Source organism: Acidithiobacillus thiooxidans ATCC 19377, assembly GCF_009662475.1.
In the GTDB taxonomy this organism is placed as follows: domain Bacteria; phylum Pseudomonadota; class Gammaproteobacteria; order Acidithiobacillales; family Acidithiobacillaceae; genus Acidithiobacillus; species Acidithiobacillus thiooxidans.
The window spans coordinates 972440-996855 of sequence record NZ_CP045571.1 but is presented as its reverse complement, the minus strand read 5'-3'; the positions used below and the strand labels follow the sequence as shown (position 1 = coordinate 996855).

Genomic DNA, 24416 nt, shown 5'->3' with positions numbered 1-24416 from the left:
ATGGATTTTGCTAAAGGAATGTAATACGAAGAGATTTCATGAACATCTAGTGTAGTGTTGCATTCTGTTTGCTGCTTAAATGGCTGTTGGCGCGAATGACTTTTTGCAGGATGTCGCGGGCGGTTTTGGTCCAGATGAAAGGTTTGGGATGGGTGTTGTGGTGGTCGATGTACCCCTCAATGGCCTGGATGAGTTCAGGCACACTGGTGAACACCCCACGACGTAACCGCTGGGTCGTGATATCCCGAAAGAAACGCTCGACCATGTTGAGCCAGGATGCCGAAGTGGGCGTAAAGTGCATGTGAATACGCGGGTGCTTGTCGAGCCACGCCTGTACTACCGGGTGTTTATGGGTCGCATAGTTGTCGGCGATCAAATGCAGAGCCTTGTCCTTGGGCGTCTGCCGATCAATTTTCTTCAGGAACTTCAGCCATTCCACATGGGTATGGCGCTGTTGACACTGTCCGATGACCTGACCATCCAGCACGTTGAGGGCGGCAAACAAGGTCGTGGTACCATTACGTTTGTAGTCGTGGGTCATCGTTTCTGCGCGGCCCTTTTTGAGGGGAAGTCCCGGTTGGGTCCGGTCCAGGGCCTGCACCTGACTTTTTTCATCCGCGCAGAGCACCAAGGCATGCTCCGGGGGAGACATATACAACCCCACAATATCTTCCAGCTTTTCCACAAAATGCGGGTCACGTGACACCTTGAAACCACGCAGCAGATGAGGCTTGAGGCCATGCTTGCGCCAATGCCGTGACACACTGGCGGCACTGACACCCAGTTCTGCCGCCATCCTACGCGTACTCCAATGCGTCATCGCTTCCGGCTTACTCTGCGTGGTCAATTCTACCAGACGGGCCACATCCACTTTCACCGGAGGGGCGCCGCGCGGTAAATCGCGTTCAATGCCCGACAAGCGGTGTTCCAGATAACGCTTGCGCCAACGTGCGACTTGCAGGCGATCCACCCCCAGGCGCTCCGCAATTTCTTTGTTCTGCAAGCCCTCTGCCGCCAGCAATATCATCCGTGCCCGTAATGACAAGCGGACACTGCTTAATCGGGAGGCGACTATACGGGACAACTCGGACCGCTCTTCGCTGGTTAAAGTGACTGTGGGCGCAACTCGCAAGGCTCGACTCCATTCATACCCTCAACATGGAGCTATTTTATCATCATTAACCTTAAGGTTCACCAAGAATGCAACACTACACTAGTTTGCCTTCGGTTACAATGAACTTTTCCAAAGTAGGATGGTTGTACCGGTGCAATCCCTTCCGCATTCCAACCGCTTTGCGTTTGACGCGATTGATCCCTAACATAAAATAAAAGGAAACCCCTAAATAGGGAGCCAGCCATATAATGACCAACCATAATGCAGCGGCCAATGGGTTACGCTTGTTCAGAACAACTTTTATTGAAGTAATTATGGAAAGCACAACATAAGTTAGCCATAGAAATATAAGCATATAAATATTTTCCTAACCATGGTTTCATTGGAGAAAGCTCCGCCAGCAGACAATACCAGAAATATGTTTTTATAAATTTAAAATATTTCTCCTTATGCTCATTTGTAAACATTGAACATATTTTATAGTGGTTTTAGGTGGCGGTTCATCAGAGCGCAGTTACTCTCGGAAGGACGGCGGAATTTCGCTCAGAAAAAGAATGAACTAATACAGGCAACAGATCAACCATTACCTACTTAAAGTTTCCATATCGGATCAGTTTGAGCGAAAGATGTCGGCCCCGTCAACCCAAATTGGGTGCCCACCTCCGCTGAACTGACATTATTCATTCGATAGAATTTGGTTTTCTTCGCTGATGGAGGTTTACTCTACGGTTGAAACACAAAAATACCAGTAATATTCCTCTCGGAGACGCTAAAGACCATGATCGACATAAATGAGCGACTACGCCACTGAATATCGATGCACGAAGATTAAGCGACGCGGCAGGTAATTGCGGCTCCGCCTAACCACAACCACTTTTCAGTTTTACATTAATCTAGAAAAAGCAGTTACGGCCCGCCAAGGGCTGGAAAGGCCCCCGGTGGGGTCCATAGTTTTTGGGTAATTTGGGCGGTAATGTAGCTGACGAGAAGCGTCCAATGTGAGCGCCCAATGTACTGTTCCGCAGTCTGCCGAACCATCCGTAACCTTCTGCGAATATTCTCGATTCCGCGTTCTACCTTTTTGTGTGCGGCATGCATGGGCGTCAGGTAAATCTGAGTCTGACCTGCATGTTTCGTGCTCCGGTATATGGCGGACAACAGCAACGGGGGCTGGTGATGGCTTCTTTGCGGATACCCGGGAAGCCGTAACCATCCTCTCTCTGAATGCCAGCAGCGGCGAAACCACAACATCGCCAAAGTACGGGCGCGGGTAGAACACGTCTTTGCAGACATGGAGCAAATGGGTGGCAAGCGTATTCGGGCCATCGGCCAGGTACGTGCAAGCCTCGCCGCGATGACCATGATGGTCGTGAACTACAACATCAAACACCTAGCCTTTCTCGAAAAGGGGCCAATCAGGGCAGCAGTATGCCCGTAATTCAGAAAATCATGGAAATATGGCCATAAAAAATACCGCTTACTACAAAATCCGTAGGAAAATGTCCTGAATCCTGATTCTTGAAGCTAATATCCGTCAGGAAAGCAAGTTTTTCGAACCTCCCAATGGAGTCAACGGCAATTCCCCTCAGGAATACCGGGATGAGTTGCCTATCGCTTCAACCGATGCTTCTGAGAGTCTGAGTTGCCATTGCGCCCGCTCAATGCCTGTATGGACCACACGTCTGTCCGGCTGAAAGCTGAAAAGGTTAATAGGAATGTACGAAGAAGAATTTTCACCGAGTAAGATCAGAGGCAAGATCAACTAACTTTGAAAAAATTATTTTTTATATAAATCAGTTTCTTATATTATTTTATTGGCGGAGAGGGTGGGATTCGAACCCACGGTACCCTTTTGGAGTACACAGCATTTCCAGTGCTGCACCTTCGGCCGCTCGGTCACCTCTCCTGAGGCTGCGAAGTGTAACCCAGACCTTGCTCAAAGAGCAATGACCGGAAACCTTGGCACCCGCAACTGCAAATCCTGATACTGAAAAGCTGAAGAAAATCCCGTCAAAAACTCAGCACCGCATCACCATGGGTAGGCAATCCGGACAGCGTATTCTGAATGCGCGTGAGCACCCCTGAGCGATCATTCTGAAACTGGACCCCAATGGCCGGTGGCCGGCCATCGCGGTTTTCCACAGGAGTGACCCAGATAACCTTACCCATCACCGGGGCGCGGGGTTGGCTGTCGGGCAGGGTAATCATCAGCAGCACTTCAGTACCCATGGGAAGAAGATTAGGTGTTTCCACCAGTAATCCGCCGCCCTTGATGGCAGACATAAAGCAACGCTGTACGGCCTGGGGATCACGCAATACTACAGACAACGCGGTAGCCGCGCCTCCCGGTTTGGGCTCAGTTTTGAATTCCATGGGTTTTCCTCCTTGGCCACAATTTCAGCCAGTCCAAAAGCAACTTTTCCATGACCATCATCCCGTTACTGTTTTGGGACAGGGTCAATGGCAGTTGCAACCAGCCATCCAGGTTGGACTGCAGCGCTTCCGCCGAAATATCCGGAGCTTTCAGTCGCAACTCTTCTAGATAGTCCAGGTCAGCGATTCTGTCCAGCAGCCCCTGTCGCAAACGCATAAAATCGGCGAGGACATTCAGTACCATCTCCCGGATCAGAAATAGATCCGAACTTTTGCTCCATTGCTCCGCAAGTTTCAGGGTCGCCACAACCCCCTGCTCTGACAAATCCAGCAAACTGCGCATCCATTGCTGGCGCTGCTCCAGCCAACCGGCCTCCCAAAGCTCCAGGGCGCGCAAGGGCCGATTGCCTAATTGACGGAGCAAAGCGCCGCTATTTTCTGCATCCACTCCCTGCTGTTGCAGCCAGTGCATGGACTGCACCATCTGCATTTCCGGCAGGGGAATGCGCTGCAGGCGGGAGCGAATGGTAGGCAACAGACGGGAAGCCTGTTCACTATGCAAAACAACGTGCGCACGGGTGGGGGGTTCTTCCAGGGTCTTTAGAATGGCGTTGGCGGCTGCCACCGTCATGGCTTCGGCATTATCTATGCGCAACCAGCGCGAGTTGCTGACCTGCGGCGTGTACTGAATCCATTCCATGGCCAGACGCAAGGTATCAATGGCTATCTGCTTACCCGGCTCAGGGGCTGCTACCCATAAATCCGGATGGGAGCCTTCCGCCAGCAGTTTGCACGAACGGCATTGTTCACAGGCAAACCCTTCGTCAGTCGGCTTGAAACACAACGTGGCGGCCTGCAGCGCATCGAGATGCAGACGCAGCAGAGAACCGGAATCACCGACTGCCAGCATGGCCTGCGGTAATCCGGAGGCCAATAAGGCCTGGATGGGTTTCCAGGATTGGGGATCTGGCTGAAACGTTTTCATGAAAAATGCTTACGCAAACGGGGAGCTAGGGCCTGCTCCAGCGCGGCATGCACCTGATCCATGGGGGCTGAGGCATCAATGCGGATGATCCGCTGGGGTTCGGCCGCCCGACGTTGGGCAAACACGGCCCGCGCTTTGGTAAAAAATGGGGTCTGTTCCTGTTCCAGACGATCTGGCCGCCGGGCACGAATACGGGCGGCGCCGAGTTCCGGGCTAACATCAAACCAGAAAGTCAAATCCGGTGCCCGGGTAATGCCAGCCCAGCGCGCCAGTTCGGCAATACGCTCTTGAGGAAATCCCCTGCCCCCACTTTGATAAGCATAGGTGGAATCTTCATAACGGTCGCAAAGGACGATCTTACCGTCCGTCAGCGCCGGCTGAATTCGGTTCAACCAATGGTCGCGTCGCCCTGCATAAAGCAGAAGTAACTCCGCTTCCACATCCAGGGCCAATTCCGGATTCAAAAATATGCTGCGCAAGGCTTCACCCAAATGACCACCACCCGGCTCGCGCGTACGCTCCACGCTCAATCCCTGAGCTTCACAAAAAGCCGCCAGTACTGGTATGGCAGAGCTTTTGCCAGCGCCTTCAATACCTTCCAGGGTGATGAACATTCCCGGTGTGATAGTGGATTCCTGGGCTGTCATGAAAACGTCCTCGCTGTGGGTTGCAGATAGCGTTTTATCTGCTCGATATGTTGCTTGTAGCTGGTCGAATAATGGTAGGCATTCCCCTGAGCAATAAAATACAGGTCGTGGCTGTCACTCGGATGCAATACTGCCTGTAAACTACTTAATCCGGGCATGGCTATAGGCGTTGGCGGGAGTCCTACATGCAGATAAGTATTATACGCACTGGGCACGTGCATTTCCTGCGGCGTCAAATGCCCCTGATAGTGCTTGCCCAGCGCATAAATCACCGTCGGATCTGACTGCAGTGGCATTCCCTGGCGTAATCGATTCAAAAACACGGCTGCTATATGCGCCTGTTGTGCGGGAGGCGCTCCTTCCTTTTGCACCACAGAGGCCAGAATGAGCGCCTGATAGGGGTTTTTCAAGGGTAATCCGGGGGCACGTTGTGACCATAAATGCTGTAAATTGTCATTCATTCGATGATAGGCGCGCTTTAGAATACTCAGGGCTGAAGTCCCGGGAACATAGCGATAACTGTCGGGGAAAAGCCAACCTTCGGCACTGTCCTGGGCGCCGATTCCTGCGGCAGCCAGTTGTTGCGCGGCCTGATCGCCCGTCGGAAGTCCATGCAGGTTCACATAGGGAGACTTTAAACGCAACTCCTGAAGAATCAGCGACAAATTCCAACCGGGGATAATGACCACATTGAGTGGCCGGGATTGTCCATGTATCAGACGTTGCAGAATATTCTCCTGCGAAACATGACCCTGAAAATCATATAGACCCGCCTGCAGCACTGGACGACCGGCCAATATCCAGGCCATACGAAACATCTGCGGATAAGGCAGAACACCCGCCTTGTGCAAAATCTGAATACTTTCTAATGTGCCACTACCGAGCCGGATAGGGACCTGCTTTCCCGGCTTGGGAAAAGATTGCGGCAAGTACATGGTCACACCGTAATAGCCCAGCGGAGCGAGAATAATAACCAGCAGCAAAGTCAGGATTATGCGCCGCATCAGGTTGGACCCAGCCCGAGTGTTGCCTGCCATTGCAGTATTTTGGCACTGATTTTACCTTGGCTACCCTCCAGGTTACGATCCTGAAAACGCCTGACCGGCCAGATACCAATCAGACTGTTACTGAAAAAAATTTCCTCGGCCTCGATCAGGTTTTCTGCCCGATAATCCCCGATTTGGCAGGGAATGCTCGATGTCTGCAGCCAATTTAAAATCGCCTGACGCTGGATTCCGGCAATACCCCCCTCCTCCAGTGAGGGTGTATGGACAATGCCCGCAGCAACCCAGAATAAATTGGACATAATCCCTTCGCGCAAAAAGCCCTGCTGATCGAGGACGATGCCCTCGGCGTATTCCTGCGGTAAGGCATTACGGGCCATGACCTGATTCAGACGATTCAGGGTTTTCGCTGTCAGATAAGGGGCTCCGGTCAACAGGGGGACCGAGCAAATATCTGCAAGAATCCCCGGATGCCAATAAGCTGCACTACGCTCGGGCCAGTCCGAAGCAAACAGATAACGGGCGACGGAGACATTGCGGGGAATACCATAACCCCCTCCCGGACCACGACTTAAAATCAATTTGAGAACGTAGCGATCGGGTAAAGAAACATGCGCTTGCAAGCGCTGAAAATCTTCAAGCCACGGCAATGAGCCGGGTAGATTCATCTGCAATAATTGCGCGCCTGCTTGAAGGCGTTGGAGATGCTCATCCCAGAACAAGGGTTTACCCTGAATGATGGGGATGGTCTCAAACAGACCATCCCCATAATGAAAAGCGCGATCAATAGCAGCCGGACAGGCTCCCGATTGTTGCGGGACCCCATTCATCATCACGGCCTGCACGCGCACTGAACGGATTAGTCGCTATGGCGGCGAAATACGAGAGTGCTGTTGGTACCACCAAAACCGAAAGAATTGCTCAAAGCGACATCTACGCTTTGCTGGCGGGCTTGCAAGGGGACGTAGTCCAGATCGCAGTCTTCATCGGCTGTATCCAGATTGATGGTCGGCGGCAATATGCCATGATAAAGGGCAAGCGTAGTAAATACGGCTTCTACTCCCCCCGCTGCACCCAGCAAATGACCAGTCATGGATTTGGTGGAACTCATGGCTAAAGATCGCGCATGCTCTCCAAATACGGCATGCACAGCTTCCGTCTCGGCACGATCGCCCAAAGGGGTGGAAGTGCCGTGGGCATTGATATAACCCACCTGTTCCGGCTGGAAACCGGCATTATGCAGTGCGACACGCATACACCGGGCTGCCCCCTCCCCGCCAGCTGCGGGCTGGGTCATGTGATAGGCGTCGGAACTCATACCATAGCCAGCCAGCTCCCCATAAATACGGGCACCACGCCGCATGGCAAACTCATATTCTTCAAGGACCAAGATACCGGCACCTTCACCTAAGATAAAACCATCACGATCCTTATCCCAGGGCCGACTCGCCTTTTCGGGCTCATCATTGCGGGTCGAAAGAGCGCGAGATGCTGAAAAACCACCCAAGCCCAGTGGGCTGATGGCGGCTTCGGCACCGCCGGCGATCATGACGTCCGCGTCCCCATATTCGATGAGCCGAGCGGCATCACCGATGGAATGGGTACCCGTGGAGCAGGCCGTAGCCATAGCAATATTCGGGCCTTTGGCACCATACATAATGGAAATATGTCCCGCGACCATGTTCACAATACAACGCGGGATGAAAAACGGTGAAATACGTCTGGGGCCGCTATCCGTAACAATTTGGTGTTCGGACTCAATACCAGGCAAGCCACCAATGCCGCTGCCAATCGAAACACCTACCCGTTCAGCAATATCCGGACTGATTTTCAGGCCGGAATCTGCAATGGCTTCCATCGCTGCCACAATGCCGTAATGAATGAACAAATCCATTTTTTTTGCATCTTTGCTGGGAATGTATTGGGTGACATCAAAACCGCGTACTTCTCCGGCGATTTGCGAACTGTAAGGGGCAGGATCAAAACGTGTGACGCGACCGATACCACTACGTCCCCGCACAATGGCATCCCAAGCCGCAGATATACCGATCCCCACAGGGGAAACTATACCCAGCCCTGTAATGACAACGCGTCTTTTCAACGGTCGGTTCTCCTCATGTTCCTGAAATAGACGATGTCTCAGGCATCATTGGCGGGCATGTGAGAGGATACATAATCAATAGCCTGCTGCACGGTAGCAATTTTTTCAGCTTCTTCATCAGGAATTTCACAGTCGAATTCTTCTTCGAGGGCCATGACCAGTTCCACGGTGTCCAAAGAATCGGCGCCCAGGTCATCCACAAAGGAAGCCTCATTGGTCACTTCATCTTCATTGACACCCAACTGCTCGACTACTACTTTCTTTACTCGTTCTGCCACATTTTCCATTTGGGAGAAACTCCTTTGCTGGTTAAAAATTATTGTCGGCGAGATTGGACCACAGGGGTGCAGTCCTGTAAAGCCAACGTTACCTTATCCCATCCACATGCCACCATTGACATGAAGAATTTGTCCGGTGATATAACCGGCCTGCGGGCTGGCCAGATAAGCCACAGCCCCCGCCACATCGTCGACGCTACCCAGGCGACCTACAGGAATTTGCTGTAAAAGCGCTTCCTTATGGGCCTCACTTAAACCTTCGGTCATATCGGTAGTGATAAAACCGGGAGCCACACAATTGACTGTCACCTGACGGCCAGCCACTTCTCTGGCCAGGGCACGCGTAAAACCTGCTACGCCCGCTTTGGCCGCCGCATAATTACTTTGTCCGGCGTTACCCATGCTGCCCACCACCGAAGTTATGTTGATTATACGGCCAAAACGCGCCTTTAGCATATCGCGCAAACAAATTTTGCTGAGGCGATAAACGGCGCGCAAATTGGTTGCCATCACCGCATCCCAGTCTTCATCTTTCATGCGCAACAGTAACTGGTCCCGAGTGATTCCTGCATTGTTAATCAGAATGCTGGGCGCGGCATGCTCACTTTGAATTTTTTTCAGGCAGGCATCCATCGCCGCATCATCCGTGACATCCAGAACAACCCCGTGCCCTTGGATGCCGCTGGCCTGAAAATTTGCAGAAATGGCCTCAGCCCCCTTGCTGGTGGTTGCTGTAGCAATGACCAGGGCGCCTTCATTGCCGAGCACCCGGGCTACTTCCTGACCAATACCGCGACGGCCTCCGGTAACCAGCGCGACCTGATTTTCCAGTGTGCTTCCCATCAAACCAGCTCCAGAGCAGCCTTGAGGCTTTTACCATCTTCTACATGCAGCATGGTCAAAGAAGGTTCAATCCGCTTGCCAAGACCGGATAAAACCCGTCCTGGTCCCATTTCCACAAAGGTCAGGGCACCCTGGCGCGCCAGATAACGAATGGTCTCGGTCCAGCGTACCGGACTGTATAATTGCTTGGCCAGAACGGCACGAATACTATCGGGCGTGGTATGACTCAGCACGTCAGCATTGTGGATCAGCATGGCCTTCGGGGCGCGGAAAGTGACCGACTCCAGCACTGTGGCAAATTGTTGAGCCGCTTCAGTCATCAAACTGCAGTGACTGGGGACACTGACCGGCAACAGAACGACCCGTTTGGCACCGGCAGATCGGGCCGCTTCAACCAGTCTTTCCACTGCGGCGGTTTCGCCAGCCACCACGACCTGTCCGGGCGCGTTAAAGTTCGCGGCAGAGAGGACATTATCCTGAGATTCCTGGGCACAGAGCCGCTTGAGATCATCATCCGCCAGACCAATGACCGCAGCCATTGCACCGGCCCCCTCCGGTACCGCTTCCTGCATCAAACGACCACGTTCGGCCACCAGGCGAACCGCATCGGCATAATCCAGCGCGTCGGCGACTACCAGCGCCGTATATTCACCCAGGGAATGCCCGGCGACAAAATCAGGATAAGCACCGCCCTCTTCCTCCCACACCCGGTACACCGCATATCCGGCAGCCAGCATCAGGGGCTGCGTCCAGCGGGTCTGGTTGAGTTTTTCGACGGGACCATTCTGACTGAGAGCCCAGAGATCTTCTCCCAATACGTCAGAGGCTTCTGCAAAAACCTCCTGGACCAGAGGATGGGTAGAAGCCAGATCGGCAAGCATTTGAACAGACTGGGAACCCTGACCGGGAAACACAAAGGCGATAGAGCCGTGCAATCGAAACTCCTCCTAAAGCAAACTGTCAGTTGATGCCCGTGGGCAACATACACTTCAAGCCCAACGCAACAACGCCGAACCCCAGGTAAAACCACCGCCGAAGGCTTCCAGCAGAAGATTTTGCCCAGCCTTGAAGCATCCCCGCCTGGCTGCATCATCCAGTGCCAAAGGCACCGATGCTGCAGAAGTATTACCATGATGTTCCACCGTCGTCACTACCCGATCCATGGGCATATTCAATTTATCGGCCGTCGCCTGGATGATGCGGATGTTGGCTTGATGGGGTACCAACCAGTCAATATCCTCTGCACCCATTTGGTTTTCTGCCAGAGTTTCCTGAACAATATCCCCCAGCGTGCGCACGGCCATACGGAAAACAGCATTACCCTGCATGGTCAATTGATCGCGGCCTTCCGGAACCTGCAGCAATTCGGCATAGGCTCCATCGGCATGAATATGCGTAGAAATGATACCGGGTGTCGAATCTGCACGTAAGACCACCGCGCCCGCTCCGTCTCCAAACAAAATGCAGGTCGAACGATCGGTCCAGTCGACAATGCGGGACATGCTTTCCACCCCGACTACCAGGGCCGTTTTTACCGTACCACTGCGAATAAATTGATCAGCCGTAGCCAGAGCATAAATAAAACCGGTACATACTGCCTGCACGTCAAAGGCCGGCGCGCCACGATTACCCAGTCGGGCTTGCAACAGACAGGCCGTACTGGGAAAAATCTGATCGGGCGTGGTAGTCGCGACCAGTATGAGATCCAGGTCTTCTGCCTGAATATCCGCATCCCGTAAGGCTTGCCGGGCGGCGTGCTCGGCCATGTCAACGGTTTTTTCGTTTTCTGCAGCAATATGCCGCGAACGAATACCGGTACGCTCAAAAATCCAGGCATCACTGGTGTCTACCATCTGTTCGAGATCGGCATTATGCATGACGCGCTCGGGCAGATATCCGCCAGTAGCGGCAATACGACTATAAATGGGATTCACGCGCTGTTTCGCACCACAGGGTTGAGGTTTTCCTGAATGACTTCGGCAATATGCAAGGTTAAGCGGTGCTTGGCTTCGGCAATTCCGACTTCCACCGCCCGCGCAAAGGCGTAGCGATCGGCATTACCATGACTTTTAATGACAATCCCATTCAGGCCCAGCAAGGTAGCCCCATTATACTGCCGGGAATCCAGACGCTTTCTGAGTCGCTGCAAGATGGGCCGATTGACCAGATAAGCCAGTTTTCCATAAATCCCTTGCGTATAGCTGGCGCGCAACTCGTGACTGATCATGCTGGCCAGTCCTTCTGAAGTTTTCAGCGCGACATTCCCCACAAAACCATCACAAACGACCACATCTGCAACGCCGCGATAAATGTCTGAACCTTCGACATTACCAATGAAGTTGAGTCGTGCCGCACGCAGCAGCAAAGAAGCTTCCTTGACCTGCTCATTACCCTTGATTTCTTCGGACCCGATATTGAGCAGGCCGACACGTGGTTTGGCCACACCCATCACCCGTTCGGCGAGAATCGAGCCCATGACCGCGAACTGAAGCAGATGTTCAGGGTGACAATCCACATTGGCACCTAAATCCAGGGCCAAAAACCGTCCTGTGGTAGTCGGCAGGAAGGCGGCAATCGCCGGACGATCAATACCCGGAATAGTCCGCAAAAATACTTTACCCATAGCCATCAAGGCACCAGTGTTACCCGCACTGACCACTGCATCGGCATGCCCGTCGCGAACCAGGGCAATGGCTATGTGCATGGATGAATCGCGTTTACCCCGCAATGCCTGGGAAGGTGCCTCATCCATACCTATCACCTGACTGGCATGGTGGATTTTCACCTGCTCCGAATCCTGAAGGTGCATGCGTTGCAATTCACTTTTCAGGATATGACTGTCCCCGACCAGATGAAAAGTGACATCGGGATAATTTTGCAGCAGATCCTTGATGGCAGGGATTACCGTCGAGGGGCCACTGTCTCCGCTCATGGCGTCCACCGCTATATGCGGCATGAGAACAAGCTCGCGTTGTGCCGGTTCAGCAAGTCACTCAGGCTTCCACAGACTTCTTGACCATTTCACGGCCCTTGTAGAATCCGCACTCGGGGCAAACGTGATGAGGTAACTTGGCAGCGCCACAATTCGCACAGACCGAACGGTTGACGGTTACCAGAAAATCATGGGCACGACGCATATTACGACGTGAATGGGAAGTTTTACTTTGTGGTACGGCCATGTCTCAAATCTCCATTAATCAACAATAATAAATGCTTCCAGTCCGGATACCGGACAAGTGCCGGATTGCCACTCCGCACAACGCGGAATCATGGGCAAAGCCAGCAGAACCTCGTCTTCCAACCACACCTGCAGTGCCACAACACCCCTATCGGCCAACACGATGTCCAGATCCGGATCCAACGTGCTGACCATCTCTTCGGTTTCAGCCAGACCGCTATGCACGGGCACCTTTAAAGATAAAGGCATGTTTCCCAGGCAACGCTCACAGCGAATTTGTCCAGAAACCTCTATAAATCCGTCTGCCAATACGACTGAACCATTTCGCTGCAAATCCAGATCTGCCTGCACCGATTTCACTTCTGCCATCGCCGCCGCCAGACGACTCCAAGCAGCAAGATCAACCGGACCTTCCAGGCGATCACCAGGGCCGGTCACTTTGGTAAGATGCAGACTGTTGGTTTTAGCGGAAAACATAAGCGCGGCATGTTAGCGATGACTGCGGATTAAGTAAAGTATTTCATGAGATGAAGGTCAACTACCCTGTCTTGAATCTGCGTATCATTCAACACGAATTGATGACGATTTCAGGATGTGGGAACTAGGCGTGCCATTGAGGGGCAGCCCGATGCACGCACCACCAAACACCACCGGAAGTTTGTCTTGAGCACCAGCCAAAGAAAGCCGCAAGCCATCTTTTCCTGCCAACATGGGGTGACGCGGTAATTCATCCAGGATGACCACGACTTCCGCGTCGCTCAGCCATTGAACGTCATCGCCGCCTGTCGAAACAGGCATAGTCTGCCCCGGCTCAAGGAAGGTCACAGCCCCGGCACATTCGCCACCGATGTGGTCCAGCAGCGCAAAGTCGTTCTGGTCAGACACCTGAACTGCTGCGCAATCAAGCGGCGCATTTGCCCTTCGGGTAGAAGACCCGCAAAAAAGGGGCGCGTTTTGCGGTCGTCTAACGGCTCCGTTTGCAGGGGCAGCGAGGCGGACAAGGCAATGGCGTCTTTGTGAGTCAGCCAACTGGGAGTGTAGCAAAAGCTTAGCCGCCCATCGACCAGCGCCAACGTGCCGACACGATCGGCGAAAAGCCAGACTTCCAGTTCATGCGCCATGGCCGTCATCCTCTCGTTGAGCGTCGGAAGCAGCGGATGGCAATCCACTCAACTGAAGCTCACCACCCAGAGCATCAATGACCCTCAGCACATTTTCCAGCCGCAAGGTGGGCTTGCCTGCTTCAAGGTCGACAATGAAGCGCACGCCCACCCCAGCTGCCAGCGCCAACTGGGGCTGGGTCAGCCCGAGTTGTTTGCGAGCTCCACGCAGTGCATCGCCGAGTTGTTGAGGTGATCGAATGAATGGCATGGCTGACTCAGTTTCCTGTTCGGGAAATTGTCAGTCAAAACCGGACTAAGTGCAAGCGATATTTCCCGATCGGGAATGTTTAGTGCGGTTAGGGCATGATTCGGTCTGCTATTTCCTGATCGGGAAATTTGGAAGGAGACCAAAATGGAAGTCGTTCACCGCAATCAGAAACAACTGGCCGCGCGTGAGTACGGTCAGGGATATTGATGGTTTTAGAGGCGCTGATGGTCACGTAGCGTGAGGGGCTGGGGGGGTAAACCCCATACCGGGAGCATCCAGGCTGGACCGCCCAATTGCACTACAACAACCTGCAGGCCGCCCTGCGGGGGCAGGTTGTGACGCTGCCGTCCTACCCGACAATCCGCCGCTATTTTCAGGGGCAGGGCCTGTTCCAGCCAATGTGGAAGTCCGCCCCAGCGAATTTGTAGAGTTAGTGAAGCTGCTGACACCGCTACGCGGTTAGTGGCAGTGGACTCCTCAAACGAGGGGTATATGGCTGAGCCTCATAAACGCAAGTGGCACCTGGAGTAGCCGCACACCCGTTAAAATTGACTTGGCTTGCAGTGGACAGCGCCAGCGTCAACCGAAAACCAAAGGTAGGACGCGGCCAGCTGCGGGCCTGCGGGTGTTTCTCACCGAGAGAGCAGTTCAACGTAGGCCTGGTAGCTGTAACTCCGGTTCTTTTTCTGCCCGGTCATCTCCGTCACGACGCCCAGATCTTCCAGAAGTTTTACGGCCGCCGTTGCTGTGGGAAAGCTGGTGTCCAGCTGCTTTCTGACGCGTTCAATGGTGAAGCGCGGCATCATCGGCAACATCTCGAACAGCCGGTAGCTGGCCGGGCCTGCCTTGGCGGATTGCAGCAAGCGCCTGCGATCTGTAGCCACCAGACTGGCGACCTCGATGATGTTTTTTTCCGCATCGCCAGCGGCTGTAGCGACACCTTCCAGAAAGAAGATCACCCAAGACTCCCAATCCCCATCTGTGCGGATAGCCGATAGGCGACGGTAATACTCCGTCTGGTGTTGCTTTAGGTAGCCGCTGAGGTACATCAAAGGCTCGGACAGCAACCCCCAGTGTTCAAACAGCGCCGCGATCAGGAGGCGGCCAATGCGCCCGTTGCCGTCAAGAAACGGATGGATGGTTTCAAACTGCGCGTGGATGAGCGCCACCTTGACCATCGGTGGCAGGTCCTTCGCTTCGTCATGGATGAAGCGCTCCATGTCGGCCAGCAGGGTTGATATGTGCTCCGGCGGCGGCGGTACGAAAACCGCATTGCCGGGCCGTGTTCCACCAATCCAGTTTTGCGACCGACGCAACTCCCCGGGTTGTTTACCTGCGCCGCGCGCTCCATCCAGCAGGCGTCGATGCACCTCGCACAACAGCCGTACGCTGATGGGCAGCCCTTTCGGATCGCGCAGTTGCTCCTGTGTCCAGCGGAATGCACGCAGGTAGTTGGTCACTTCTTCCACGTCGTCGGTGTTGCTGACTTTGAAGCCTGCTTCTTCATCGAACAAGTCGGTCAGCGTGGCCTGCGTGCCCTCGATCTGTGACGTAAGCAGGGCTTCTTTGCGGATGGCGCTGTACAGCAACCAATCTGCCGACGGCACCAACCCTGACACACCCGCTAAACGCGCAAGCGCCAGTTCTGCCTGCCGATTGAGGTCAGTGAACACCTCGGGCGACAGGGCTGGCTCAGCTGGCGGCAAGGCGTGGGGCACGAAGGCGCGCACCGACTCGCCCAGTGTCGTGGAAATTGAGTAGGTCCCAGTGATGCGTGTCATTGAAAGCTGTCTTTAGTTGAATGCGATCACATTAAAGCATTCCTTAGTGTGAATGGCAACGATTAAAGACCGCTTTCATATTGTGAAAGAAATGCGGCCAAGATAAAAAAATAAAGCCCCATAATATCAGGGGCTTACTTAACTTCATTGGTGGAGGCGGCGGGAATTGAACCCGCGTCCGCAGTACCTAGACCACCGGATCTACATGCGTAGTTTGTCTATTGGCTTTAACCGCGCCACCCTCCGACAAACAGGATGATGCTACGGCGATTCTGCTTTAGTTTAGGATCGGTTCCACAGACTAGAACAGACCCGATTCCGTGTTTTATGACCCTCCGCGCGTCTTTCGACTCCGGATCCACGAACAAATCCGGGCAGAGGGCTCACTGCTTAAGCAGCGAGGGCGTAATTGCTGTCGTTGGCAATTATGAATCTGCGACCAGTTTTAAGAGCAAACCGCAGCTCTGCATGCACCGAAGGCTTCGCGACCTGCGTCGAAGCCGGTCGCCCCCTACACCCTCTGTTAGACTGGATATGACAGACAAAGTTTCTGTCAGTCAGTCGTCACTGAGGATTGGCAATCATAACGTAGAAGCAGCCAGAGCACCAATCAGGAAATTCTCCTCAGGGGACACAAAAATCAGTGCAGAGGATGTTCCGGCGCAAACATCAAGGCCACGTCTTCTTCACCAAAACGATATACTTCCTGGCAATATTCGCAGGTCACCACTATCTCTCCCTCACTTTGAAGAGTCTCTTCCGCTTCTGTTTGCCCCAACGAAATCAGCATGCGTTCCACTTTTTCGGGGGAACAGGAACAGGAGAAAAACAGGGCTTGTGGCGTATGCAGTCGTACCGCCGAATCGGGGAAGATTTCCGGCAGGAATTGTTCCGGTTTTGCCTGTAGCAGTGACTGATCTGAGCCAATGGCTATGAATTGGGTCGCCAGTTCCCAGTCTTCCGCAGCCAGCACGCCAGGCAGGCGTTGGAGAAAATAGCCGCCCGCCTGCTGCCGTTGGGGATCAGCGACTAGGCGAAAATACGCGGGGGACTGCACTGATTCAGCAAAATAGGCATTCAGGGAAAGGGTGAGACTTTCGCGCAGCTCAACCAGTCCCTGATAACGCTCCCGATCCATGCCCATATCCACGGTAATAGCCAGCAGGGCATCAGGCAAATGTGACAAGTCCACCGAGACGCCCTCCTCCCAATTACCATAGGCACGCATACCTCCGGCAGCCGTCATCTCCGCGACCAGAAGTTTGAGCGGACCTTTGCTTTGGGCCTGAATAATCAGACGTTCATAATTTTTCTGGGTGGTAGCCAGTAAGGCCAGACCAACCAGCGCTTCGCCCAATAATTGAGCCATGTCATCCTGTCCTTTGAAATCCCGTAATACCCGGGCATAAATCTCGTCAAGGCGGCAGCGCGCGCCACGTAATGGTAGGGTTTCCCAGTAAAAGACTTGTGAAAAATCAGTCATGCTCATCCTCAAAATGCAAATCTTCCAGGCCCGTTCCCATCAGCGGCTGCAAGGCGCGCTGAAGCTGCTTGAACAAGCGCGGATCATGGGCTTCCTGTTGCGCCAGCAGTTCTTTCATGTGTTGGCGTTCTGTGGGCTTGCCAAAACAGGCCGGACAGTTCTCATAAATGACGGGTAATTTTTGTTCTTCAGCATGCTGGCGCATCTGTCGTTCGCGACAATACACCAGCGGACGAATGACCCGTAAATCCCCTTCCCTGACGCGATAATGGGCTTTCATGGTCCGCATCTCGCCATTATAAAACATGGACATGAAAAAGCTTTCGGCAAAATCATCCAGATGCTGCCCCAAAGCGAGAACATTGTAACCTTCGCGGCGGGCGCAGCGATAAAGGACTCCCCGGCGCATGCGCGCACAAAAGCTGCAGTAAGAGGGACGCAACAGATGCTTTTTGGCCCGCTCGTAAATATCCTGTCGCTCCAGAAAATAAGGAATACCCAAGGATTCAATGTAAGGCAGCAGCACTTGCGGATCATAGTCGGGGCTCATAGGGTCAACGGTCGCCACCCCCAACTCAAAGGTTACCGAAAATTGCCGCTGCATGGCACGGAGCATGTGCAGCAACGTGAGCGAGTCCTTACCCCCCGAAAGCGCCAACAGTATGCGGTCACCGGGCTGGATCATGCGAAAATCAGCCACCGCACGGCCAATGCGCCGCTGCAGCAACTTGGGTACAGGCAGACGTGGCACGACAGAAGAATCGGGGTCTTGCTTCATTCGCCGCCCTGGGCAGCCAGTTCTTCGCAACTGACGACGGCCGCACCCAATTTGCCGACCACAATGCCTGCCGCCCGATTAGCCAGCTCTACCGACTGATCCATGGGCCATCCGGCGGCCAGGGCCGTCGCCAGGGTGGCAATGACCGTATCCCCGGCACCGGTCACATCAAATACTTCACGCGCCTGGGCGGAATGATGATGAATGGCATTTTCGGTGAACAGGGTCATCCCCTCCTCGCCGCGTGTGACCAGGAGCGCTTCCAGCTGCAATTTCTGGCGCCATTCCCGGCCCAGCGCCAGAAATTGTTCTTCACTGGTCCAGGTCCCTGCCACCGCCTGAAATTCATTCAGATTGGGCGTAATAATGGTTGCTCCGGCATAGGGACGATAATCCCGCCCTTTGGGATCAATCAGCACCGGCAGGCCTGCCGCCCGCCCGGACGCAATCAGGGATTCGACCGCCTGCAAGGCTCCTTTTCCATAATCGGAAAGCAGCAAGGCACCCGCACCCGTCAATATTTCATGGGCCGTGGCGCGCATATTTTCCCCATGCTCGGGGCTGGGTTGTGATTCAAAATCCATGCGCAGCAACTGCTGTTGATGGCCAATAACCCTTAATTTCACCGTGGTCGGGTAACTGGCATCAGCGATGAGCCGGGTTTTGACACCAGCCTGCTCAAGAAGGCGGGTCAGCTGAGCCCCCGCAGCATCCTGGCCGACTGGCGCCAGCAAATGCGCCTCGGCCCCCAAGGAAAGCACGTTCAGCGCCACGTTGGCGGCACCTCCCGGTCGCTCTTCTTCACGACGAACCTGTACTACGGGCACCGGCGCTTCCGGCGAAATACGATCGACCTTGCCAAACCAGTAACGATCCAGCATCACGTCGCCAATGATGGCGACCCGGGCCTGAGCGAGATTATCCAGTGCATTCAACATATCAAGGCCGTCCAATGGCAGAATAGACGAAGCCCTCTGCCCGCAGTACCGTCGGTTCATAAATATTGCGGCCGTCGACAATGACCGCCTGACGGAGAAGCCGACGCATTTCAGCAAAATCCGGACTGCGAAACTCCTGCCATTCCGTACAGATAACCAGGGCATCCGCGCCCTCGCAGGCCGCATAAGGATCGACGCAAAGGGTCAGTGCTGACTCCCCGGCGTACACCCGCCCAACCTCATCCATGGCTACAGGATCATAGGCCTGCACTGTGCCACCTCTTTTCAGGATACCCGCAATCAGTGCCCGGCTGGGGGCTTCGCGCAAATCGTCGGTATTGGGTTTGAAGGCCAGGCCCCATATGGCAATTTTTTTTCCTTTCAGGTCTTCGCCGAGGACTGCTACCAGTTTTTTTTCCAGAATCTGTTTCTGGCGATTATTGACGGCTTCTACTGCCGTAAGCAGCGGGGCGTCAAAATCATGTTGCCTGGCGCTGTACTCCAGGGCGCGTACATCCTTGGGAAAACAGGACCCCCCATAACCACAGCCTGGATAAATAAACGAATAACCAATGCGGGGGTCCGCACCAATGCCCCGACGTACCTGCTCAATATCCGCACCTACACATTCGGCCAGTCCTGCCAGTTCGTTCATCAACGAAATTTTGGTGGCCAACATGACATTGGCAGCATATTTGGTCAGTTCGGCGGAAGGTGGGTCCATGATAATGAGACGGTCATGATTACGATTAAAGGGTGCATAAAGAGCGCGCATTTTTTCGGCAGCAACGGGGTCATCGGTACCCACCACAATCCGGTCTGGTTTCATGAAATCCCCTACCGCCGCACCTTCTTTCAAAAACTCCGGGTTGGAGACCACCACGAAGGGGATATCCACCCCGCGCTTTGTCAGGGCGGCCGCAATATGATCCTGTACTTTGCGCGCTGTTCCCACCGGGACCGTGGATTTGTTGATGACAATCACCGGATTCTGAAGATGCTGACCAATTTCACCCGCGACAGCCAGAACATGACGCAGGTCCGCAGAGCCGTCTTCTTCGGGTGGAGTGCCTACCGCAATGAATACAAAATCGCCATGCGCAACACCTGCAGCAATATCCGTTGTGAACTGCAGTCTTCCACTTTTGACCCCATCCTGCACAATGCCCGGCAAGTCGGGTTCGTATATGGGGACTTCAGCCTGACGCAAACGCGCTACCTTATCCGCATCAATATCCACGCAAAGTACCTGATTACCGACCTGGGCAAGGCAGGCTCCAGTGACCAGACCCACATATCCGGTTCCAACAACCGTTACTTTCATGCGTTAAGCTCCTAATTCCAGAATGACCACCGCAGTGGCATAACGCCGTTCATCACTGATGGAAAGCCAGGTACGCACCTCCCTTCCCCATTGCGCCAGCAATTCTCCGGATTTCCCCTGCATCAGCAATTGCGGGCGGCCGGCAGCGTCGTGGGTGACCTGGACGTCCGACCAGCGCATACCTTCACCCAGACCGCTTCCCAGCGCCTTATAGGCCGCTTCCTTCGCGGCAAAACGACGTGCCAGAAAAGCCGCCGCAGCGGCCGCTTCACCAGGCAGATCAGTACGCTCCAGAGGGCCCAGAATGCGTTCATTCAGACGCAGACCATAGCGGGCGTGCAGACGGGCCATACGCTCCACAGCCACAATATCGGTGCCCATTCCGACAATCATCCACGGGCCTCAAGCATCAATCGCTTCATTTCCGTAACAGCAGCCCCAAGACCGCTAAATACTGCATGGGAAACAATGGCATGACCAATATTCAACTCACGAATACCCGGAATGGCAGCAATCGCCTGGACATTATGGTAATCCAGCCCATGCCCGGCATTCACCTGCAGCCCCAGGCTTTCTGCAAAATTGACCGCACTGCCAATCAAACCCAGTTCTTCAAGACGTTTTGCCGTATCGGACGCATTGGCATAGCGACCAGTGTGCAATTCCACCACCGGAGCACCCGTTTCCGCCGCTGCTTCCAGCTGAAAAGGGTCCGGATCAACAAACAAAGACACTCTCACCCCGGCCTGGGCCAGGCGCTGGCAGGCTTCCTTGATGCGTGGTATTTGTCCGGCAACATCCAGTCCGCCTTCGGTGCTGAGTTCGGCGCGCCGTTCCGGCACCAGACAGCAATCACTGGGAGACAGTCGCTCGGCAATGCGCAGTACCCCTTCTTCCACGGCCATTTCCAGATTGAGACGGGTCTGCAGGATCTGGCTGAGAATCTCGATGTCCCGTTCCTGAATATGACGACGATCTTCGCGCAGGTGCGCAGTAATGGCATCGGCTCCGGCGCGTTCTGCGACAAAAGCCGCTTCGATTGGGTCGGGATATCGGGTACCCCGCGCCTGGCGCAGGGTGGCCACATGATCAATATTAACACCCAAGGCAATCATGGATGATGCTCCTCATGGTTCAGGTTGATGCGCTACGCTTATGGCGTTGCAAGTATGCCGCAAGGAGGCGTCGACTCTCCAGTGCCTTGCTGCCGAGATGGACCTGCAGTTCACGTTCCAGGTAATTTCTCAAGTGCGCATTATAGCCTGAAGCCGGCGCGCTGTTCATCGGGCCAGCAAGCCATTGCAAGGCTTCTGCAGGAATGGTTACAGACCCTTGTTCTGGTACATGGCGAGGACAGAATACCCCTGCTTGAGTCAGGTAAGACCATTTGCTGTCGGGTGTCAGCGTGATACCACATTGTCCACAATGGTTCAGATCTGCCGCCCAGCCCAAGGCTTCGAGCAGATGCCGTTCGTAGCGTCGCAGATTCCAGGCGATTGCTGCGACATCTTTCAAGCCCTTGATAGTGGTTTCGTACTGGTCAAAAAACTCGGGAAATGGATCAGCACGCTGAGTGAGGCGCAACAGTAACTCGTTCATATAAAACAAGCTCAGGTTTTGCAAGGTATTCAGGGGATGTACGGCAGCCAGTTCTTCGGCCTGGATCAATAAGGGGAGATCCCCTTTCCCTTGCCAGCGAATCCACAGCGGTCGCCCCGCTTCAATTCTGGCAAGTGGCGAGCGGGGACGTCGTGCGCCCTTGGCCAGCAGCCCCAGACGTCCTTGTTTTCGGCTGAAAAACTCTACCACCAGGCTCGAGTCCCCATAAGCATAGCGGTGCAATACCCAGGCCCGATCACCGGACTCAGTCGTCATACCCCAGCTCACGCAAAATATGGGGATCGTCCGTCCATTGCTCTTTTTGTTTGACCCAAAGGCCCAGCCAGACACGTTCTTCGGTCAACTGCTGCAATGCTTCCCGGGCACGACTACCAATAACCCGCAAGCGACTGCCACCCTCACCAAGAATGATGGCTTTTTGACCTGAGCGCCGACAGTAAATGGTCGCCTCAATACGCTGTTGTCCATTTTCAACCTGATAACTATCAATGGCAACAGCCGTGTCGTAAGGTAATTCTGCGCCTAACTGCCGGAAAATCTGTTCACGAATAATTTCCGCTGCCATGAAACGCATATTCCGATCCGTGACCTGATCTTCAGGAAACACCGCTTCCGAAAGGGGTAATAACGGAATCAGTACATCAGCCAATCGTTCCACATCCCCGGTTTTACGCGCTGACAGAGGAATGACTGCGGCGAAATCAGCGCGTTCGGACAAACTCTGCAAGTAAGGAAACAGACGCTCTTTGGTCTTGATTTTGTCTATTTTATTGACCACAGCCAGTATCGGAATGCCACTACGCTGCAACCAGCGCAGGGCTTCTCCATCATCAGCTGTCCAGGCTAGGGCCTCCACCACCAATACACCCAGATCTGCCGACTCCAGGGCGCCTCGCGTTGCTCTTAGCAGGTGCCTGTTCAGGCTACGGTAACCACTATGAACACCCGGGGTATCCAAAAACAGGGCCTGACCATCAGATCGGGTTAAAATGCCCAGAATCTGATCACGGGTAGTTTGTGGACGGGGGGCCGTAATACTGATTTTTTGCCCCACCAGATGATTGAGCAGGGTAGATTTCCCCACATTGGGGCGGCCCAGCAGGGCTACATAACCACTCCGGTAGGTTTCGACGCGGTCCTGATCAGTATTTTCAGCCACGCGGCGTGTTCTGCAGTTGCGTAAGCATCAATGTAGCCGCCTGCTGCTCGGCTTTGCGCCGACTGCCATCTTCTGCTTCCGTCGGCTCAATCCCGGGAACGCTACAGCGCGCCACAAACCGCCTTTCGTGGGCCTGCCCTTTTTCTTCAATGAGCGTATAAATCGGCAGGGGTCGTCCTCGACCCTGCAAAAACTCCTGCAAACGGGTTTTGGGGTCGCGTAATTCAGCATCACCCAACTGATCGGTAATACGCGGTTCCAGCAACTTGAGGACAATGCCTTCAGCAGCACTGAAGCCTCCATCCAGAAAGGCCGCACCGATGACGGCCTCCAGGGCGTCGGCGCGAATGGAATCGCGCCGCGCGCCACCACTGCGCACTTCGCCCGGACCCAAAATCAGATAATCCGCCAGGGCAATTTCACCGGCAATTTCCGCCAGAGTTTCTTCGCGCACCAGCCGTGCGCGCATACGGGACAAATCCCCTTCGCTCACCTTGGGGAAACGACCAAACAATCGGGCCGCCACCACAAAATTAAGGGCAGCATCACCCAGAAATTCCAGTCGTTCATTATGTGCAGATCCAGCACTACGATGCGTCAATGCCTGGGTGAGCAAACCCATTTCGGCAAAGCGGTATCCCAGCCTTTTTTGCAGTATATCCAGCGAACCCATAACCCCATTCTCAGTTATTTTGAAACAAAAAAAGCGCTATCATACACGGAAAGAACAGGTCGCGAATACTCCAAAAGAAACTACAGAGGCTGGTGATGCGCTGAGCTGATCTTGAATATTCCTGAAAGCGGTCTTGGTCCGGGAGGCTTTGCAGCGACTTTTGTTCTGAGCCGTTGTTGTTCTTGGCGAAATCCAGCCCCCGTCAGGAGAGCTGTTTGAGCCCGTAGGGCGAGTTCTCTCCTGACAGCAGGATGAGTCTTAGAACAACAGGCAAGGAACAATGGAGCAAAAAGTTTCCCGGACCACGACTGCTTTCAGACAAAGGCTTCAGTGACCGCCCTTTGCCTGGAAATGCAGAAGCAGGCTCATATTTCCTGCCAAAGGCACTATTTTGTCATAGGTAACAGTAATCAAAACCGGTCCAGAGCCCGCTTTTTCAATAACAATGTCTTTTTGTGGAATATGGATCATGGCGACACCCAGTCTTCCGTTCAGATTGTAGAGTATTTGTCCGGCGGATTCTTCGGGTCCGGCCTCTTGCGCCTGTTGCTTGACGATGTTTTGTAAGGACCAGTAATCATAGTAGCTGGGCATCACTTTCACGACAAAAGCAATGGCCAGTACCAGCATCAAAATCCAGAAAATCACCCCGATAAGACCGATGCCAGCCTCCGGTGATAGTCGCTCAGCAGTGTTTTGGGGCAGACTGCCGAACTTGCGGACGAATGGATTATAAACTTGCATTGAAGGAATCTCCCGAAATTCT

30 protein-coding genes, 1 tRNA gene, 1 other RNA gene and 2 pseudogenes are annotated in these 24416 nt (G+C 53.9%); 2 read left to right on the top strand and 32 right to left on the bottom strand.

Going from position 1 to position 24416, the window contains the following annotated elements:
- Positions 1–46: 46 nt before the first annotated feature.
- Together GCD22_RS05190 and GCD22_RS05185 are read right to left on the bottom strand one after the other, a co-directional pair.
- The gene (locus GCD22_RS05190; RefSeq protein ID WP_153940443.1) at positions 47–1132 is read right to left on the bottom strand and encodes an IS630 family transposase; all 1086 of its coding nucleotides are present in this window, start codon (positions 1130–1132) and stop codon (positions 47–49) included.
- Between the two features lie 76 nt (positions 1133–1208).
- Complete coding sequence (locus tag GCD22_RS05185) at positions 1209–1469, bottom strand: PLDc N-terminal domain-containing protein (protein WP_031572307.1); 261 nt, start codon at positions 1467–1469, stop codon at positions 1209–1211.
- Positions 1470–2312: 843 nt separating this feature from the next.
- Here GCD22_RS05185 and GCD22_RS05180 point away from each other — a divergent pair.
- Together GCD22_RS05180 and GCD22_RS18360 are read left to right on the top strand one after the other, a co-directional pair.
- A pseudogene (locus GCD22_RS05180) lies at positions 2313–2552 on the top strand (transposase); the annotation flags it as partial.
- A 124-nt stretch (positions 2553–2676) separates the two neighbouring features.
- A pseudogene (locus GCD22_RS18360) lies at positions 2677–2858 on the top strand (hypothetical protein); the annotation flags it as partial.
- A 71-nt stretch (positions 2859–2929) separates the two neighbouring features.
- On the opposite strand, the gene GCD22_RS05175 reads toward GCD22_RS18360, so the two are convergent.
- From GCD22_RS05175 to GCD22_RS05035, 30 genes are all read right to left on the bottom strand, one after another.
- Positions 2930–3020: transfer RNA gene (locus GCD22_RS05175), tRNA-Ser, on the bottom strand.
- Positions 3021–3124: 104 nt separating this feature from the next.
- Positions 3125–3487, bottom strand: coding sequence for a PilZ domain-containing protein (locus tag GCD22_RS05170; protein WP_081577520.1), 363 nt, complete (start codon positions 3485–3487; stop codon positions 3125–3127).
- Positions 3471–4472, bottom strand: a complete 1002-nt coding sequence (locus tag GCD22_RS05165) for a DNA polymerase III subunit delta' (RefSeq protein WP_031572309.1) — start codon at positions 4470–4472, stop codon at positions 3471–3473. The genes GCD22_RS05170 and GCD22_RS05165 overlap by 17 nt, the downstream gene beginning before the upstream one ends.
- Positions 4469–5119 (bottom strand): dTMP kinase, encoded by a 651-nt coding sequence (gene tmk / locus GCD22_RS05160; RefSeq protein ID WP_031572310.1) that lies wholly within the window; start codon positions 5117–5119, stop codon positions 4469–4471. Before tmk ends, GCD22_RS05165 begins: the two co-directional genes overlap by 4 nt.
- Entirely contained in the window at positions 5116–6123 is a 1008-nt protein-coding gene (gene mltG / locus GCD22_RS05155) for an endolytic transglycosylase MltG (protein ID WP_031572311.1), read from the bottom strand. Before mltG ends, tmk begins: the two co-directional genes overlap by 4 nt.
- Positions 6123–6956 (bottom strand): aminodeoxychorismate lyase, encoded by an 834-nt coding sequence (gene pabC, locus GCD22_RS05150; protein WP_226825869.1) that lies wholly within the window; start codon positions 6954–6956, stop codon positions 6123–6125. Before pabC ends, mltG begins: the two co-directional genes overlap by 1 nt.
- A 26-nt stretch (positions 6957–6982) precedes the next feature.
- On the bottom strand, positions 6983–8224 hold the full coding sequence (fabF, locus tag GCD22_RS05145; RefSeq protein WP_031572313.1) for a beta-ketoacyl-ACP synthase II: 1242 nt from the start codon (positions 8222–8224) through the stop codon (positions 6983–6985).
- A gap of 38 nt (positions 8225–8262) precedes the next feature.
- Complete coding sequence (acpP, locus tag GCD22_RS05140) at positions 8263–8511, bottom strand: acyl carrier protein (protein WP_031572314.1); 249 nt, start codon at positions 8509–8511, stop codon at positions 8263–8265.
- 84 nt (positions 8512–8595) lie between these two features.
- Positions 8596–9345, bottom strand: a complete 750-nt coding sequence (gene fabG / locus GCD22_RS05135; protein ID WP_031572315.1) for a 3-oxoacyl-ACP reductase FabG — start codon at positions 9343–9345, stop codon at positions 8596–8598.
- Positions 9345–10280, bottom strand: a complete 936-nt coding sequence (gene fabD / locus GCD22_RS05130) for an ACP S-malonyltransferase (RefSeq protein ID WP_031572316.1) — start codon at positions 10278–10280, stop codon at positions 9345–9347. The genes fabG and fabD overlap by 1 nt, the downstream gene beginning before the upstream one ends.
- 54 nt (positions 10281–10334) lie before the next feature.
- Positions 10335–11279, bottom strand: coding sequence for a beta-ketoacyl-ACP synthase III (locus tag GCD22_RS05125; protein ID WP_031572317.1), 945 nt, complete (start codon positions 11277–11279; stop codon positions 10335–10337).
- Positions 11276–12301 (bottom strand): phosphate acyltransferase PlsX, encoded by a 1026-nt coding sequence (gene plsX / locus GCD22_RS05120; protein WP_010639782.1) that lies wholly within the window; start codon positions 12299–12301, stop codon positions 11276–11278. The genes GCD22_RS05125 and plsX overlap by 4 nt, the downstream gene beginning before the upstream one ends.
- Positions 12302–12338: 37 nt before the next feature.
- Positions 12339–12524: a 50S ribosomal protein L32 gene (gene rpmF, locus GCD22_RS05115; RefSeq protein ID WP_010639780.1), complete on the bottom strand. Its 186-nt coding sequence runs from the start codon at positions 12522–12524 to the stop codon at positions 12339–12341.
- 14 nt (positions 12525–12538) lie between these two features.
- The gene (locus GCD22_RS05110; protein ID WP_031572318.1) at positions 12539–13000 is read right to left on the bottom strand and encodes a YceD family protein; all 462 of its coding nucleotides are present in this window, start codon (positions 12998–13000) and stop codon (positions 12539–12541) included.
- 84 nt (positions 13001–13084) lie between these two features.
- Positions 13085–13321, bottom strand: a complete 237-nt coding sequence (locus tag GCD22_RS18140) for a hypothetical protein (RefSeq protein ID WP_202806226.1) — start codon at positions 13319–13321, stop codon at positions 13085–13087.
- 23 nt (positions 13322–13344) lie between these two features.
- A complete protein-coding gene (locus GCD22_RS18135) occupies positions 13345–13644 on the bottom strand; it encodes a HipA N-terminal domain-containing protein (protein ID WP_202806227.1) in 300 nt (99 codons plus the stop codon).
- Entirely contained in the window at positions 13634–13894 is a 261-nt protein-coding gene (locus tag GCD22_RS05100) for a helix-turn-helix transcriptional regulator (protein WP_031572319.1), read from the bottom strand. Before GCD22_RS05100 ends, GCD22_RS18135 begins: the two co-directional genes overlap by 11 nt.
- Before the next feature lie 212 nt (positions 13895–14106).
- Positions 14107–14343, bottom strand: a complete 237-nt coding sequence (locus tag GCD22_RS05095; RefSeq protein ID WP_031572320.1) for a hypothetical protein — start codon at positions 14341–14343, stop codon at positions 14107–14109.
- Positions 14344–14526: 183 nt separating this feature from the next.
- A complete protein-coding gene (locus GCD22_RS05090; protein WP_031572321.1) occupies positions 14527–15675 on the bottom strand; it encodes a Fic family protein in 1149 nt (382 codons plus the stop codon).
- A gap of 148 nt (positions 15676–15823) precedes the next feature.
- Positions 15824–16187: a transfer-messenger RNA gene (gene ssrA, locus GCD22_RS05085) on the bottom strand.
- A 128-nt stretch (positions 16188–16315) separates the two neighbouring features.
- Complete coding sequence (gene hslO / locus GCD22_RS05080) at positions 16316–17158, bottom strand: Hsp33 family molecular chaperone HslO (protein ID WP_010640244.1); 843 nt, start codon at positions 17156–17158, stop codon at positions 16316–16318.
- Positions 17151–17936, bottom strand: a complete 786-nt coding sequence (locus tag GCD22_RS05075) for a PP-loop family protein (protein ID WP_024893890.1) — start codon at positions 17934–17936, stop codon at positions 17151–17153. Before GCD22_RS05075 ends, hslO begins: the two co-directional genes overlap by 8 nt.
- Complete coding sequence (rfaE1, locus tag GCD22_RS05070; RefSeq protein ID WP_031572322.1) at positions 17933–18874, bottom strand: D-glycero-beta-D-manno-heptose-7-phosphate kinase; 942 nt, start codon at positions 18872–18874, stop codon at positions 17933–17935. Before rfaE1 ends, GCD22_RS05075 begins: the two co-directional genes overlap by 4 nt.
- A gap of 1 nt (position 18875) precedes the next feature.
- A complete protein-coding gene (locus tag GCD22_RS05065; RefSeq protein ID WP_031572323.1) occupies positions 18876–20198 on the bottom strand; it encodes a UDP-glucose dehydrogenase family protein in 1323 nt (440 codons plus the stop codon).
- A 3-nt stretch (positions 20199–20201) separates the two neighbouring features.
- Positions 20202–20591, bottom strand: a complete 390-nt coding sequence (acpS, locus tag GCD22_RS05060; protein ID WP_031572324.1) for a holo-ACP synthase — start codon at positions 20589–20591, stop codon at positions 20202–20204.
- The gene (pdxJ, locus tag GCD22_RS05055) at positions 20588–21313 is read right to left on the bottom strand and encodes a pyridoxine 5'-phosphate synthase (RefSeq protein ID WP_024893893.1); all 726 of its coding nucleotides are present in this window, start codon (positions 21311–21313) and stop codon (positions 20588–20590) included. Before pdxJ ends, acpS begins: the two co-directional genes overlap by 4 nt.
- Positions 21314–21332: 19 nt before the next feature.
- Entirely contained in the window at positions 21333–22073 is a 741-nt protein-coding gene (recO, locus tag GCD22_RS05050; RefSeq protein WP_010640233.1) for a DNA repair protein RecO, read from the bottom strand.
- On the bottom strand, positions 22063–22977 hold the full coding sequence (era, locus tag GCD22_RS05045) for a GTPase Era (RefSeq protein WP_024893895.1): 915 nt from the start codon (positions 22975–22977) through the stop codon (positions 22063–22065). The genes recO and era overlap by 11 nt, the downstream gene beginning before the upstream one ends.
- The gene (rnc, locus tag GCD22_RS05040) at positions 22970–23650 is read right to left on the bottom strand and encodes a ribonuclease III (RefSeq protein ID WP_010640229.1); all 681 of its coding nucleotides are present in this window, start codon (positions 23648–23650) and stop codon (positions 22970–22972) included. The genes era and rnc overlap by 8 nt, the downstream gene beginning before the upstream one ends.
- Before the next feature lie 327 nt (positions 23651–23977).
- Positions 23978–24394: a DUF4845 domain-containing protein gene (locus tag GCD22_RS05035; RefSeq protein WP_031572325.1), complete on the bottom strand. Its 417-nt coding sequence runs from the start codon at positions 24392–24394 to the stop codon at positions 23978–23980.
- Between the last annotated feature and the right edge of the window lie 22 nt (positions 24395–24416).